Annotated in this window: 11 protein-coding genes; 2 read left to right on the forward strand and 9 right to left on the reverse strand. The window is 70.9% G+C overall.

Translation table 11 applies throughout. The annotated features are described in order from the left end of the window. Window positions 1–37: 37 nt before the first annotated feature. Window positions 38–1360, reverse strand: a complete 1323-nt coding sequence (locus ACZ7OH_RS20135; RefSeq protein ID WP_470282137.1) for an aminotransferase-like domain-containing protein — start codon at window positions 1358–1360, stop codon at window positions 38–40. A gap of 68 nt (window positions 1361–1428) precedes the next feature. Between ACZ7OH_RS20135 and ACZ7OH_RS20140 the strand changes: the two genes are divergently transcribed. Beyond that, window positions 1429–2085, forward strand: coding sequence for an O-methyltransferase (locus tag ACZ7OH_RS20140; protein WP_470282138.1), 657 nt, complete (start codon window positions 1429–1431; stop codon window positions 2083–2085). 1 nt (window position 2086) lies between these two features. On the opposite strand, the gene ACZ7OH_RS20145 is transcribed toward ACZ7OH_RS20140, so the two are convergent. Then, window positions 2087–3994, reverse strand: coding sequence for a transglycosylase domain-containing protein (locus ACZ7OH_RS20145; RefSeq protein ID WP_470282255.1), 1908 nt, complete (start codon window positions 3992–3994; stop codon window positions 2087–2089). 509 nt (window positions 3995–4503) lie between these two features. Further along, window positions 4504–5223, reverse strand: coding sequence for a FadR/GntR family transcriptional regulator (locus ACZ7OH_RS20150; protein ID WP_470282139.1), 720 nt, complete (start codon window positions 5221–5223; stop codon window positions 4504–4506). 219 nt (window positions 5224–5442) lie between these two features. Between ACZ7OH_RS20150 and ACZ7OH_RS20155 the strand changes: the two genes are divergently transcribed. Then, complete coding sequence (locus tag ACZ7OH_RS20155) at window positions 5443–5673, forward strand: hypothetical protein (RefSeq protein ID WP_470282140.1); 231 nt, start codon at window positions 5443–5445, stop codon at window positions 5671–5673. A gap of 9 nt (window positions 5674–5682) precedes the next feature. Here ACZ7OH_RS20155 and ACZ7OH_RS20160 read toward each other — a convergent pair whose 3' ends face one another. Genes ACZ7OH_RS20160 through gcvP form a run of 6 tightly spaced genes read right to left on the reverse strand, consistent with a single transcriptional unit; the run spans window position 5683 to window position 13712 of the window. Next, window positions 5683–7050 (reverse strand): L-serine ammonia-lyase, encoded by a 1368-nt coding sequence (locus ACZ7OH_RS20160; protein WP_470282141.1) that lies wholly within the window; start codon window positions 7048–7050, stop codon window positions 5683–5685. 14 nt (window positions 7051–7064) lie between these two features. Further along, window positions 7065–8066 carry a lipoyl synthase gene (gene lipA / locus ACZ7OH_RS20165; RefSeq protein WP_470282142.1) on the reverse strand — a complete coding sequence of 334 codons (1002 nt, stop codon included), beginning with the start codon at window positions 8064–8066 and terminating at the stop codon, window positions 7065–7067. Further along, entirely contained in the window at window positions 8063–9337 is a 1275-nt protein-coding gene (gene glyA, locus ACZ7OH_RS20170) for a serine hydroxymethyltransferase (protein ID WP_470282143.1), read from the reverse strand. Before glyA ends, lipA begins: the two co-directional genes overlap by 4 nt. Next, complete coding sequence (gene gcvH, locus ACZ7OH_RS20175) at window positions 9337–9714, reverse strand: glycine cleavage system protein GcvH (RefSeq protein ID WP_400903470.1); 378 nt, start codon at window positions 9712–9714, stop codon at window positions 9337–9339. Before gcvH ends, glyA begins: the two co-directional genes overlap by 1 nt. A gap of 13 nt (window positions 9715–9727) precedes the next feature. Then, entirely contained in the window at window positions 9728–10819 is a 1092-nt protein-coding gene (gcvT, locus tag ACZ7OH_RS20180; RefSeq protein ID WP_470282144.1) for a glycine cleavage system aminomethyltransferase GcvT, read from the reverse strand. A gap of 7 nt (window positions 10820–10826) precedes the next feature. Then, the gene (gene gcvP, locus ACZ7OH_RS20185; protein ID WP_470282145.1) at window positions 10827–13712 is read right to left on the reverse strand and encodes an aminomethyl-transferring glycine dehydrogenase; all 2886 of its coding nucleotides are present in this window, start codon (window positions 13710–13712) and stop codon (window positions 10827–10829) included. Window positions 13713–13723 lie beyond the last annotated feature (11 nt).

The following is a 13723-nucleotide window of genomic DNA, read 5'->3' on the forward strand; positions in this document are numbered from 1 at the left end:
CCCGCACACCGCACTGGCACGCGGCTGGCACCCGCTGTCAGTCGGCCAACAGGTCGTCGGGACTGCCGTTCGCCAGCGTCGCCAGGACGTCGAGCGCGGCTTCCAGGGTCGGCACCGGCGGCGCCGACACCGCGAGCCGGACGGCGTTCGGCGCATGGCCCGGCAGGACCGCGAACGCCGCGGCCGGCAGCAGCGCGATGCCGCGCCGGGCCGCCGCCGCGACGAACGTCTCCGCGCGCCACTGCTCCGGCAGTTCCCACCAGCGGTGGTAGGACGCGGCGTCGCCGCGCAGGCCCGGCAGCTTCTCCCGCACGACCACGGCCCGGGCGGCGGCGTCCCGGCGTTTCGCGGCTTCGACTTCGGCGAGGGTGCCGGTCATGATCCACCGCGTCGCCGCTTCGACGGCGAAGCGCGACGCGGCCCAGGCGCCCGACCGCACCGACGACGCCAGCCGCGCGGTCCACGCCGGCGGCGTCACCAGGAAGCCCGCCGTCAAACCGGGGGCGACGCGCTTGGAGAGGCTGTCGACGAACACCGTCCGCTCCGGCGCGTACGCGGCGAACGGCCGGACGTCGTCGCGCAGGAACGTGTAGATGCCGTCCTCGATCACCGGCAGGTCCAGCCGGGCGACGACCGCGGCCAGCTCTTCGCGGCGCTTCGGCGGCATGGTCGTGCCGAGCGGGTTGTGCAGCGTCGGCTGGACGTACAGCGCGCGGACCGGCCCGGCCGCGGCCAGCGCGTCGGGGACCAGGCCGTGCTCGTCGGTCTCGATCGGCACCAGTTCGACGCCGAGGCGGGCGGCGAGGCCCTTCACCACCGGGTAGGTCAGCGACTCGACCGCGAGCCGCTCCCCCACCGGCACAAACGCGGCGACCGCGGCCGCGATGGCCTGCCGCCCGGTGCCGGTGAACAGGATGTTCGCCCGGTCCGGCCGCCAGTCGCCGCGGGTGAGCAGCGTCGCCGCGGCCTGCCGCGCCGTCGGCGTGCCCGCGGCGCCGATCGGGTGCAGGGCCGCGGTGAGGACGTCGTCGCGGAGCAGGGGTTGCAGTGCTTGGGCGAGTTTCGCGGATTCCCCGGGCAGGACGGCGAAGTTGAGCTCGAGGTCGACGCGCGCGTCCCCGGGTTCGGCGAGCGCGGGTTCGGGCGGTGGTTTCGCGGCCCGGACGAACGTGCCGCGCCCGACCTCGCCGACGGCCAGGCCCCGCCGGACGAGCTCGCCGTAGACGCGGGCGGCGGTCGAGCCGGCGATCCCGCGCTGCCGCGCGAAACGGCGTTGCGGCGGGAGGCGGTCGCCGGGCCGGAGGCGGCCGGCTTCGATGTCCGCGGCGAGGGCGTCCGCGACGACGCGGTAGTCGTCCATGTCCACCTTCCCGCCTTCGAGCACTCCTCAGCATGATCGCAGCCCGCTAAGTTGGCGGTGGAGGTGCCATGACCGACAAGACCTGGGCCGAAGTCGACGACTACCTCACCGGGGCGCTGCTCCCGGCCGACCCGGTGCTCGACGACGCGCTCGCCGACTCGGCCGCCGCCGGGTTGCCGCGCATCGCCGTCGCCCCCAACCAGGGCAAGCTGCTGAACCTGCTGGCCCGGCAGGCCGGGGCCCGCTCGATCCTGGAGATCGGCACGCTCGGCGGGTACAGCACGATCTGGCTGGCCCGCGCGCTCCCGGCCGGCGGCAAGCTGGTGACCTGCGAATACGAGCCGCGGCACGCGGAAGTGGCCAAGGCCAACCTCGCGCGGGCCGGCTTCGGCGAGGACGTCGTCGACATCCGCGTCGGCGCCGCGCTCGACACGCTGCCGACGCTGACCGGGCCGTTCGACTTCATCTTCGTCGACGCGGACAAGAACAACCTCGCGAACTACGTGCGCGCGTCGCTGGAGCTGTCGCGGGCGGGCACGACGATCGTCGTCGACAACGTCGTCCGGCAGGGCCGGGTGACCGACGCGACGAGCACCGACCCGGACGTAGTGGGAGCGCGGGAGATGTTCGACGTCCTCGCCGCCGAACCGCGGCTGGACGCGACCGCCGTGCAGACCGTGGGCGCCAAGGGGCACGACGGGTTCGTGCTGGCCCTGGTCCGCTGACTCAGCGCGGCGGCCGCGCCACCGGTGGCGGGCCCCCGGCGACCGGTCGGGCCGGCTGCCCTGGGGACGCCGTCGCCGTGTACGCGCGCCAGATGTCCGCCGGGACGACGTCGCCGGTGAGCTTCTCGCCGTCGGCGTCCTTCAGCCGGCGTTCGTCGTCGGAGCCGATCCACACCGCCGTCGCCAGCCGCGGGGTGTAGCCGACGGCCCAGGCGTCCTGGTTGCCCTGGCCGCTGTGGTGCTCGGCCTCGCCGGTGCGCAGCGCGGCGCCGCTGCCGTCGGCGAGGGTGCCGGTGACGTCCCGGGCGATGCGGCGGCTCTCGTCGCCGTCCTCGTCGAACGCGGGCACCGCGGTGTCGGTGTGCTCCCAGACGACCGCGCCGCTCTCGTCCCGCACCTTCGCCACCAGGTGCGGGGCGGTGCGGCGGCCGTCGGCGGCGAACGTCGCGTAGGCGCCCGCCAGGTCGAGCGGCCGCAGCGGGTACCGGCCGATCGCGATGCCCGGCCCGATGAGGAAGCCGTCCTTCTCGCGCATCGTCGGCGTGCCGTCGACGGTCTCGGGGATGCCCGCTTGCCGCGCGGTCTCGCTCAGCGCGTCCGGCCCGAGCTTCTTCGCCAGCGCGATGAACGTCCCTTGGGCGTGCGCCCGCATTGCGGTGCGCGGCGTGCACTTCAGGCCGCAGATCTCCGGGTACTTGAACTTCTCGCCGAGGAACTCCTGTTCTTCGGGCGCCGCGACCGGCACGTCCGGGCCGTAGCCGCGGCGCAGGGCGGCGGCGAGCGTGAACGGGTAGAACGCCGAGCCCGCCGCGTGCGGGGTGCTCGCGTAGTCACGGACGCCCTGGTCGCCGCCCTGGTAGGCGCGGACGGCGCCGGTCTTCGGGTCGACGGACACGACCGCGCCGCGGAACTCTTTCGGCTCGCCCTTCAGCCTGTCCTGCAACGTCTTCTTCGCGGCGTCCTGCAGTCCGCGGTCCAGCGTCGTCTCGACGGTCAGGTCGCCCTGCTGCAGCCGCCCGAGCGGGAAGCCGTCCTGTTCCAGTTCGGCGAGGACCTGCTGCTTGACGTGGTATTCGTCGTAGCCGATCCGGCCCGCGCGGGTCTCGGACGGCGACTGGACCTCGGCACCGGGGTAGGCCATGGGTTCGCCGGGCGGCACGTACCCGCGGCTCTTGAGCTTGTCCCGGACGTACTCCCAGCGCCGGGCGGCGTGCGCGTCGCCGGAGGCGGCCGGGTCGTGCACCGACGGCGACTGGATCATCCCGGCGAGGAAGGCGGCTTCGCTCCACGTCATCGAGTCGTCGAGCTTCTTGCCGAAGTAGGCGTTCATCGCCGCGGCGGGCCCGAACGTGCCGCGGCCGAAGGAGATGATGTTGACGTAGCTTTCGAAGATCTGTTCCTTGCTCTGCTCCTGGGTGATCTTCGTGGCCAGCACGAGCTCGGCGAGCTTGCGGCCGATCGTCGCGTCGTCGTCGCCGGTGGACTTCTTGATGTACTGCTGGGTGATCCCGGACCCGCCGCCGACGCCGGTGAGGAACGCGCGGCCGATGCCGGTCGGGTCGAAGCCCTGGTTGTCCCAGAAGGTCGGGTCCTCGGTGGCGATGATGGCGTCACGCAGCTTCGCGGGCACCTGCGAGTAGGGCACGAAGGTCCGGTCCCCGTCGGCGGGAACGACCTTGAGCAGCGGCGAGCCGTCGGAGTAGGTGAGCACGACGGTCTTGTCGAGCCCGGCGAGGACCTCTTGGGGGCTGCGGACGTCGAGCACGAGGTAGGCGACCCAGAAGGCGATCAGCGGAACGCCGACGAGCGTGCCCACGGTCCAATAGGCGATCCGCCGGAGGCGCCGCCATCGGCAGCGCCGCGGGGTGTCCGGCTTCTCCGGGGTTTCGGCTTCGTCCTCGGTCAGCAAGGTCACGAATGGATGACGGCCGGACGGGTGAAGAGGTTCTGTGGAGAACTACCGAGGGTTGTTCGAATCCTGTCAAGACGGGTTCACGAGAGGAACCCATCTGGGCCTCGCGCCGAACCCAAAGACTCCGAAACTCGACCTGGACACCCAGAGGCTGACTGCGATGCGCAACGTCGATCCGGAGACGATCCGCGAGCATCTGGTCGAGATCGGTCACACCGTCTTTCCACCCAAGCAAGTGCTCGCCGTCGTGACCGGCTGGGAGCGGACAGGCCGCGGACGGGCGTGCCGGCTGGCTTTTACAGACCGAACCCGAAGTCTCGCTCGACGAGAGGGTTGCCAGTCTGGAGACAGCACTCACCGTGGCCAATGAAGCGATCGCCGGACTGTCCGCCCGAGTAGCCGAACTCGAACGAAAGAACTGAACTCCAGGGGCACCCGCAACAACGAACACCGAATACTCGCGGCCGGGCCGGCCGTCGGACAGCCACGTTCGTCACAAGACTCGGTCAGGAGAGGAACGCGCGCAGGAGGGAGGCCGTGCCTTCGATGTGCTCGGCCATCGCCTGGCGGGCGGCCGCCGCGTCGCCGGCCAGGATCGCGTCGACGATCGCCTCGTGCTGGGCGTTCGAGTGCTCGAGGTTGGGCGGCAGCAGCGGGATGCGGTCGAGCAGCTGGTTGACGCGGGTGCGGGCGTCGGCCATCGCCGTGGTCAGGGAGCCGGATGCCGTCACCTCCGCGATCGCCAGGTGCAGGCGGGAGTCCTTGCGGCGGTAGTCGTCGAGGTCCGCACCGGCGGCTTCGGCGAGCGTGCCGGTGAGGTGGCGGCGGTCGGCCGGGCTCAGCGACCGGGCGGCGGCCATCTCCGCCGCGCCCGTCTCGAGGACGTACCGGAGGCACAACGCGTCCTCCAGGCCGACGGCGTCGATCTTGCCGTCGGGTGCCGGCGGTCCGGGCAGCGTGTCGTTCACGAAAGTGCCGCCATAACGGCCTCGCCGTGACTCCACGTAACCAGCGTCGGAGAGGGCGCGGATGGCTTCGCGGAGCGTGACGCGGCTGACCCCGAGGCGCTCGGCGAGCTCGCGTTCCGACGGCAGCCGCTCCCCCGCGCCGACCACGCCCAGGCGGATGGCCTGCAGCAGCCGCTCGACGGTTTCCTCGAAGGCGTTGCCCGCGCGGACCGGCCGGAACAGCGCTTCACCGGCATTCACCACCGAGGTCGGTTCCATCCCGCGAGTTTACTGATCCGGCCAAAAGCAGGCCGACCCCCGAGCGGCACGTAAGCGCTGATGAGAAGCCATTCGGCCGTGACTGTGGCCGGATCAGTGAACAAACGGCGCAGCAGGCCGCAGTGGCACCATCGGAGTGGCCAGACCCGGTCGCTGTCGGTGACACTGGTGTTCGCGGTGCGGAAAACCGGTGGAACCGGACGGCCACGGTCGGCGACGATGGCACCACCGACACCGAACATCGACGCAGGGGGCGATCCGGTGCACTTCCTGATGGCGGAAGACCTGGTCCACGAGCGAGAGGACGAGCTGCGCCACGGCGTACGCAACGACCCGCCGAGCCGGGAGCTGCCGAGCCGCAGCCCGGGAACGCGGAAACAGCAGCTGGGCTGGCGCCTGGTCGAGGTGGGACTGCGACTGGCGGTGGAGCCGGAGGACCGCCGAAACTGAGCCGCCGCGTCAGCACTCGATGACGTTCACCGCCAAGCCGCCGCGCGCGGTTTCCTTGTACTTCACGCTCATGTCCGCGCCCGTCTCGCGCATCGTCTTGATCGCCTTGTCCAGCGTCACCACGTGGCTTCCGTCGCCGCGCATCGCCATGCGCGCGGCGTGGATCGCCTTCGACGCTCCCACCGCGTTGCGCTCGATGCACGGGATCTGGACCAGGCCGCCGACCGGGTCGCACGTCAGGCCGAGGTGGTGCTCCACGCCGATCTCCGCCGCGTTCTCCACCTGGGCCGGCGTGCCGCCCAGCACCTCCGTCAGCCCGGCCGCCGCCATCGCCGACGCCGAACCCACTTCGCCCTGGCAGCCGACCTCGGCGCCCGAGATCGAGCCCGTCTGCTTGAGGATCGAGCCGATCGCGCCCGCCGTGAGCAGGAACGTCACGATCCCGTCGTCGGTCGAGTGCCGGATGAACCGCTGGTAGTAGTGCAGCACCGCCGGGATGATGCCGGCCGCGCCGTTGGTCGGGGCCGTGACCACGCGCCCGCCCGCCGCGTTCTCCTCGTTGACCGCGAGGGCGTACAGGCTCACCCAGTCCATCGCGTACAGCGGGTCGTCCGCGCCGTCTTCGGCGAGCAGCTTCTCGTGCAGCGAACGCGCACGCCGCGGCACTTTCAGCCCGCCCGGCAGGACGCCTTCGTGGGTGCAGCCGTTGCGGACGCACTCCGCCATGACCGCCCAGATCGCCAGCAGCCCGTCCCGGACCTCCTCGCGGGAACGCCACGACAGCTCGTTCGCCAGCATGATCTCGCTGATCGGCTTCCCGGTGGCCGCGCAGTGCCCGAGCAGGTCCGCGCCGGTGCGGAACGGGTACGGCACCGGCGTCGAGTCTTCGACGAACACCGTGTCCGTCTCGTACGACTCGTCGCGGACGAACCCGCCGCCGACCGAGTAGTACGTGCGCTCGCGCAGCAGCGAGCCCGACGCGTCGAACGCGCGGAAGACCATGCCGTTCGGGTGCGCGGGCAAGGACTTGCGCCGGTGCATGGTGAGGTCGGTGTCCTCGTCGAACGCGATCTCGTGCGTGCCGCCCAGGAGCAGCCGGCCCGATTCGCGAATGGCCGAGATGCGCACCGGCACGGTGTCCGTGTCGATCTCTTCGGGACGCTCACCCGACAGCCCGAGCAGGACGGCTTTGTCGCTGCCGTGGCCGAACCCGGTCGCGCCGAGCGAGCCGAACAGCTCCGCCTGGACGCGGGACACCGAGGCGAGGTCGTCGCCGAGTCCGTCCACAAAGGTCAGTGCCGCTCGCATCGGCCCGACGGTGTGGGAGCTCGACGGGCCGATGCCGATGGAAAACAGGTCGAAGACGCTGATCGCCATTGATCCGCCCCTTCCTATCGCGCCAGCAGGGAGCTGGCTTCTTGCGCGGCCGGGCCCTGGTCGGCGAGGTGCTGCAGGTTCTCCGGCAGCTCCTCTCCACGGTAACCCTTGGTCTGGGCGTAGAGCCGACCCGCGCGGTACGACGACCGCACCAACGGACCCGCCATCACCCCCGCGAAACCCATCGCCTCCGCAGCCTTCGAATGCTCGACGAACTCCTCCGGCTTCACCCACCGATCCACCGGATGATGCCGAGCAGAAGGACGCAAATACTGCGTGATCGTCAAAATCTCACACCCCGCGTCGACCAGATCCTGCATCGCCGGAGCCACCTCATCCGGCGTCTCACCCATCCCCAGGATCAGGTTCGACTTCGTCACCAACCCGGCCTCACGCGCCTTCGAGATGACCTCCAGGGACCGCGCGTACCGGAAACCGGGACGGATCCGCTTGAAGATCCGCGGCACCGTCTCCACGTTGTGGGCCAACACCTCCGGCCGCGAGCCGAACACCTCAGCCAGCTGCTCAGGGTCCGCGTTGAAGTCCGGGATCAACAGCTCAACACCCGTGCCCGGGTTCAGAGCGTGGATCTGTCGGACCGTCTCGGCATACAGCCAGGCGCCGCCATCCTCAAGGTCGTCCCGGGCCACGCCGGTGACCGTCGAATACCGCAGCCCCATGGCCTGCACGGACTCCGCGACCTTCCGCGGCTCCGTCCGATCCAGCTCAGCAGGCTTGCCGGTGTCGATCTGACAGAAGTCACACCGCCGGGTGCACTGATCCCCACCGATCAAGAAGGTCGCTTCACGGTCTTCCCAGCACTCATAGATATTGGGACAACCGGCCTCTTCACACACCGTGTGCAGACCCTCGCGACGCACGAGACCCTTGAGTTCGGTGAACTCCGGCCCCATCCGCACCCGCGTCTTGATCCACGACGGCTTCTTCTCGATCGGCGTCTCACTGTTGCGAACCTCGAGACGCAGCAGCTTCCGGCCCTCGGGCGACGCGCTCATCGCGAAAGGTCCGCGTACAGCGGGTGCTTCTTGGCCAGCGTTTCGACGCGGTCGCGCAGCTTCGAGCGCAGGGCGTCGTCGAAGTCCGGCTTGAGGGCTTCGGCGATGACGTCGGCGACCTCGGCGAAGTCGTCGGCCTGGAAGCCGCGGGTGGCCAGCGCCGGCGTGCCGATCCGCAGGCCCGAGGTGATCATCGGCGGGCGCGGGTCGAACGGGACGGCGTTGCGGTTGACCGTGATGCCGACTTCGTGGAGGCGGTCCTCGGCCTGCTGACCGTCCAGAGTGGACTGGACGAGGTCGACCAGCACCAGGTGGACGTCGGTGCCACCGGTCAGCACGCGGACACCAGCCGAAGCGCAGTCTTCCTGCGACAGCCGCGCGGCCAGGATCCGCGAGCCTTCCAGGGTCCGCTCCTGACGCTCGCGGAACTCGTCGCTCGCGGCGATCTTCAGCGCGACGGCCTTGGCCGCGATGACGTGCTCGAGCGGTCCGCCCTGCTGGCCCGGGAACACCGCCGAGTTGATCTTCTTCGCCAGCTCCTCGCGCGACAGGATGAGGCCGCCGCGCGGGCCGCCGAGGGTCTTGTGCGTGGTCGTGGTGACGATGTCGGCGTGCGGCACCGGCGACGGGTGCAGCCCGGCCGCGACCAGCCCGGCGAAGTGCGCCATGTCCACCATCAGGCGAGCGCCGACGAGGTCGGCGATGCGGCGGAACTCGGCGAAGTCGAGCTGACGCGGGTAGGCGGACCAGCCGGCGATGATCAGCTTCGGCTGGTGCTCGACGGCCAGGCGCTCGATCTCGGCGAGGTCGACGATGCCGGTCTCTTTGTCGACGTGGTAGGCGGCGACGTTGTAGAGCTTGCCCGAGAAGTTGATCTTCATCCCGTGCGTCAGGTGGCCGCCGTGCGCCAGGTCGAGGCCGAGGATCGTGTCGCCCGGCTTGAGCACGGCGAACATCGCGGCCGCGTTGGCCTGCGCGCCCGAGTGCGGCTGGACGTTGGCGTGCTCGGCGCCGAAGAGGGCCTTCGCGCGGTCGATGGCGAGCTGCTCGACGACGTCGACGTGCTCGCAGCCGCCGTAGTAGCGGCGGCCCGGGTAGCCCTCGGCGTACTTGTTGGTCAGCACCGAACCCTGCGCCTCGAGCACGCCCACCGGGGCGAAGTTCTCGGAGGCGATCATCTCCAGGGTCGACTGCTGGCGGGTGAGCTCGTCGGCGACGGCCGCGGCGACCTCGGGGTCGACGTCGGCGAGGTGAGCGTCGAAAGTCGTCATCAGTTCTCCTGGGTGTGCGCGGCATACGCGGCGGCGTCGAGCAGGTCCGGCACGTCCCCGGTCAGACGCACCTTCAGGAGCCATCCTTCGGTGTACGGGTCGGAGTTGATGACCTCGGGGGTGTCCGATGTGGTGCCGTTCACCTCGACGACCTCGCCGGAGACCGGCGCGTACAGCTCGCTGACCGACTTGGTCGACTCGACCTCGCCGAACACCTCGCCCGCGGTGATCGTCGAACCCGCGTCGGGCAGCTGGACGAACACGATGTCACCGAGCGACTCGGCGGCGAAGGCCGTGATGCCCACGGTCGCGACGCCGTCCTCGACAGACAGCCACTCGTGTTCCTTGGTGTACTTCAGGTTCTCGGGGATGCTCACAGCTTGGAGTCCTTTACGCGCGGGAGTAGAAGGGCAGGGCGACGACCTCGACGGGCTCGATCCTGCCCCGGATGTCGACGGAGAGCTCGGTGCCGGGCTCGGCGTACGCCCGATCGACGTACGCCATCGCGATCGGGTAACCCAGCGTGGGCGACAGGGCGCCGCTGGTCACCTCGCCGATCTCGGTGCCGTCGGCCAGCACCGCGTAGCCGTGCCGCGGAGCACGGCGGCCGGCGCCTTTCAGCCCGACCCGCACGCGCGGGACGTCCTGCTTGGACCGCTCCTCCAGGGCCGCGCGGCCGACGAAGTCGCCCGGCTTCTCGAACTTGACGACCCGGCCGAGCCCCGCCTCGAACGGGCTCTGCTCGACGGTGAGTTCGTTGCCGTACAACGGCATCCCGGCTTCGAGGCGCAGCGTGTCGCGGCAGGCGAGGCCCGCCGGGACCAGGCCGTGCGGCTCGCCGGCCTCCAGCAGCAGCCGCCACAACGCGGGTGCCTCGTCGGCGTCGACGAACAGCTCGAAGCCGTCTTCGCCGGTGTAGCCGGTGCGGGCGAGCAGGACGTCGTGGCCCTTCACCGACGCCGGGACGCTGGCGTAGTACTTCAACGCGTCCAGGTCGGCGTCGGTCACGGCACCCAGGATCTCGACGGCCTTCGGCCCCTGGACGGCGATCAGCGCGGTGGTCTCGGACCGGTCGTCCACGACGGCGTCGAAGCCCGCGACCCGCTCGGCCAGAGCGTCCGCGACGACCTTCGCGTTGCCCGCGTTCGCGACGACCAGGTAGTGCTCGTCGGCCAGGCGGTACACGACGAGGTCGTCGAGCACACCACCGGACGCGTTGCAGATCATCGTGTACCGCGCCCGCCCCGGCTTCACGCCGGTCAGGTTGCCGACCAGCGCGAAGTCCAGGACGTCGGCCGCCTGCTTGCCCGTGACGTGGATTTCGGCCATGTGCGAGAGGTCGAACAGCCCGGCCGCCTCGCGGACGGCCTTGTGCTCGGCCAGCTCACTGGCGTAGCGGACCGGCATGGACCAGCCGGCGAAGTCGGTGAACAGCGCACCGAGTCCCTTGTGGACTCCGTGCAAGGAGGTTTCGCGAGACACTTTGGGCTCAGCCTTCGTAAGCGTTGAGGGGCGGGCAGGAGCACACGAGGTTACGGTCGCCGCGGGCGCCGTCGATGCGGCGGACCGGCGGCCAGTACTTGTTCTTGCGCGACACCCCGGCCGGGTACACGGCCAGCTCGCGGTCGTAGGGCTTGTCCCACTCCCCGACCAGCGTCTCCGCGGTGTGCGGGGCCCCGCGCAGCGGCGACTCCTCGGCCGTCCACTTGCCGTTCGCCACCTCGTCGATCTCGGCGCGGATGGCGATCATCGCGTCGCAGAACCGGTCAATCTCGCCCAGGTCCTCGGACTCGGTCGGCTCGACCATCAGCGTGCCCGCGACCGGGAACGACATCGTCGGCGCGTGGAAGCCGTAGTCGATGAGCCGCTTCGCGACGTCGTCGACCGTCACGCCGGTCTCCTTGGTGATCTGGCGCAGGTCGAGGATGCACTCGTGCGCGACCAGGCCGTCCTGGCCCGTGTAGAGCACCGGGTAGTGCGGGGCCAGCCGCGAGGCGACGTAGTTCGCGGCCAGCACGGCGACCTTGGTGGCCGCGGTCAGGCCGGGCGCGCCCATCATCCGGACGTAGGCCCAGGAGATCGGCAGGATCGACGCTGAGCCGTACGGCGCGCCGCTGATCGGGCCGACACCGGTCTCCGGACCGGCCTGCGCCAGCAGCGGGTGGTTGGGCAGGAACGGCGCGAGGTGCGCGCGCACCGCGACCGGGCCGACACCGGGACCGCCACCGCCGTGCGGGATGCAGAAGGTCTTGTGGAGGTTCAGGTGCGAGACGTCGCCGCCGAACTCGCCCGGCTTGGCCAGGCCCAGCAGGGCGTTGAGGTTCGCGCCGTCGACGTACACCTGGCCGCCGCCGTCGTGGACGATCTTGGCCAGCTCGTCGATGTCGTGCTCGTACACGCCGTGCGTGGACGGGTACGTCACCATGATCGCCGCCAGGGTGTCGCGGTGGGTGTCCACCTTGGACCGCAGGTCGGCGAGGTCGACGTTGCCCTCGTCGGTGCACTTCACGACGACCACGCGCATCCCGGCGAGCACCGCGGACGCGGCGTTCGTGCCGTGTGCGGATGACGGGATCAAGCAGACGTCCCGGCCTTCGTCGCCGTTCGCGCGGTGGTAGGCGCGGATCGCGAGGAGCCCGGCCAGCTCGCCCTGGCTGCCCGCGTTCGGCTGCAGCGACACCTTGTCGTAGCCGGTGACCTCGGCCAGCCACTCGGCCAGCTGGGCGACGAGGACGTGGTAGCCCTCAGCGTCTTCGGCCGGGGCGAACGGGTGGATGCCGGCGAACTCGCGCCAGCTGATCGGCTCCATCTCGGTGGTGGCGTTGAGCTTCATCGTGCAGGAGCCGAGCGGGATCATGCCGCGGTCGAGCGCGTAGTCCAGGTCGGACAGCCGGCGCAGGTAGCGCAGCATCGCCGTCTCGGAGCGGTGGGTGCCGAAGACCTCGTGGCCCATGAAGCCGCTCTCGCGGGCGAGGCCATTGGGCAGCGCGACGCCGTCTTCGACGTCCGCCTCGATGCCGAACGCGCGCAGGACCTTCGCGGTGATCGCCGGGGTGCTGACCTCGTCGAAGGCGACGCGGACGTGGTCGGCGTCGACGTGACCGAGGTTGATCCCGGCTTCGCGGGCGGCCGCGTGGACCTCGGCGGCCCGGCCCGGGACGCGCGCGACGACCGTGTCGAAGAACGACTCGTGCACGACCTCGACACCGCCCGTGCGCAGGACGCCGGCGAAGCCCGCGGCGAGGCCGTGGACGCGCTGGGCGATCTTCTTCAGGCCGTCCGGACCGTGGTAGACCGCGTACATCGCGGCGAGCACGGCGGGCAGGACCTGCGCGGTGCAGATGTTCGAAGTAGCCTTTTCGCGGCGGATGTGCTGCTCACGCGTCTGCAGCGCGAGGCGGTAGGCGGAGTTGCCGTCGGCGTCGACCGAGACGCCGACCAGCCGCCCGGGCAGCGAGCGCTCGAGCCCGGAGCGCACGGACATGTACCCGGCGTGCGGGCCGCCGTAGCCGAGCGGGACGCCGAAGCGCTGCGTCGACCCGGCGGCGACGTCGGCGCCGAACTCGCCGGGCGAGGTGATCAGCGTCAGCGCGAGGAGGTCCGCGGCGACGGTGAACAGCGCGCCCGCGGCCTTCGCCGACTCGGAAATCGCGTGGTAGAAGCCGCGGCCGCGCAGCACACCGGACGCGCCGGGGTACTGGACGACGACGCCGAAGAACTCCTCGGGCAGGCCGGTGAGCAGGTCGCGGACCTCGACCTCGATGCCCAGGGCCTCGACGCGGGTGCGCACGACGGCGATGGTCTGCGGCAGGCACTCGGCGTCGAGGACGACCTTGTTGGACTTCGACTTGGACGCGCGGCGCATGAGCGTGACGGCTTCGGCGACGGCGGTCGACTCGTCCAGCAGGGACGCGTTCGCGGTGGCCAGGCCGGTCAGATCGGCGACCATCGTCTGGAAGTTGAGGAGCGCTTCGAGGCGGCCCTGGGAGATTTCCGGCTGGTAGGGCGTGTACGCGGTGTACCAGGCCGGGTTCTCGAGGACGTTGCGGCGGATCACGCCGGGGGTGACGGTGTCGGAGTAGCCGAGGCCGATCATCTGCGTCATCGGCCGGTTGCGCGCGGCGAGGGCGCGCAGCTCCGCGGTGGCGTCCTCTTCGGACGCGGCGGGCGGGAGGACCAGCTCACGCGTGGCGCGGATGGCGCTCGGGACGGCGGCGCCGACGAGGGCGTCCAGGCTGCCGTAGCCGCATTCGGCCAGCATCTTCGCGCGTTCGGCCTCGGACGGGCCGATGTGGCGGGCGTCGAACTGCGTTGAAGTGATGGGGAGCTCCTCGGGCCGGGCACACGGGTGCGCTGGGAACTCCCCCTCTGTCATGGCACCTGAGA

Source organism: Amycolatopsis sp. NPDC114478 (genome assembly GCF_055633805.1).

Coding starts and splice junctions, on each gene's coding strand:
- ACZ7OH_RS20150 (WP_470282139.1), bottom strand. CDS start 5,223: ATGGAACCGACCTCGGTGGTGAATGCCGGTGAAGCGCTGTTCCGGCCG.
- ACZ7OH_RS20155 (WP_470282140.1), top strand. CDS start 5,443: ATGGCACCACCGACACCGAACATCGACGCAGGGGGCGATCCGGTGCAC.
- glyA (WP_470282143.1), bottom strand. CDS start 9,337: ATGACGACTTTCGACGCTCACCTCGCCGACGTCGACCCCGAGGTCGCC.
- ACZ7OH_RS20135 (WP_470282137.1), bottom strand. CDS start 1,360: ATGGACGACTACCGCGTCGTCGCGGACGCCCTCGCCGCGGACATCGAA.
- ACZ7OH_RS20140 (WP_470282138.1), top strand. CDS start 1,429: ATGACCGACAAGACCTGGGCCGAAGTCGACGACTACCTCACCGGGGCG.
- ACZ7OH_RS20160 (WP_470282141.1), bottom strand. CDS start 7,050: ATGGCGATCAGCGTCTTCGACCTGTTTTCCATCGGCATCGGCCCGTCG.
- lipA (WP_470282142.1), bottom strand. CDS start 8,066: ATGAGCGCGTCGCCCGAGGGCCGGAAGCTGCTGCGTCTCGAGGTTCGC.
- gcvP (WP_470282145.1), bottom strand. CDS start 13,712: ATGACAGAGGGGGAGTTCCCAGCGCACCCGTGTGCCCGGCCCGAGGAG.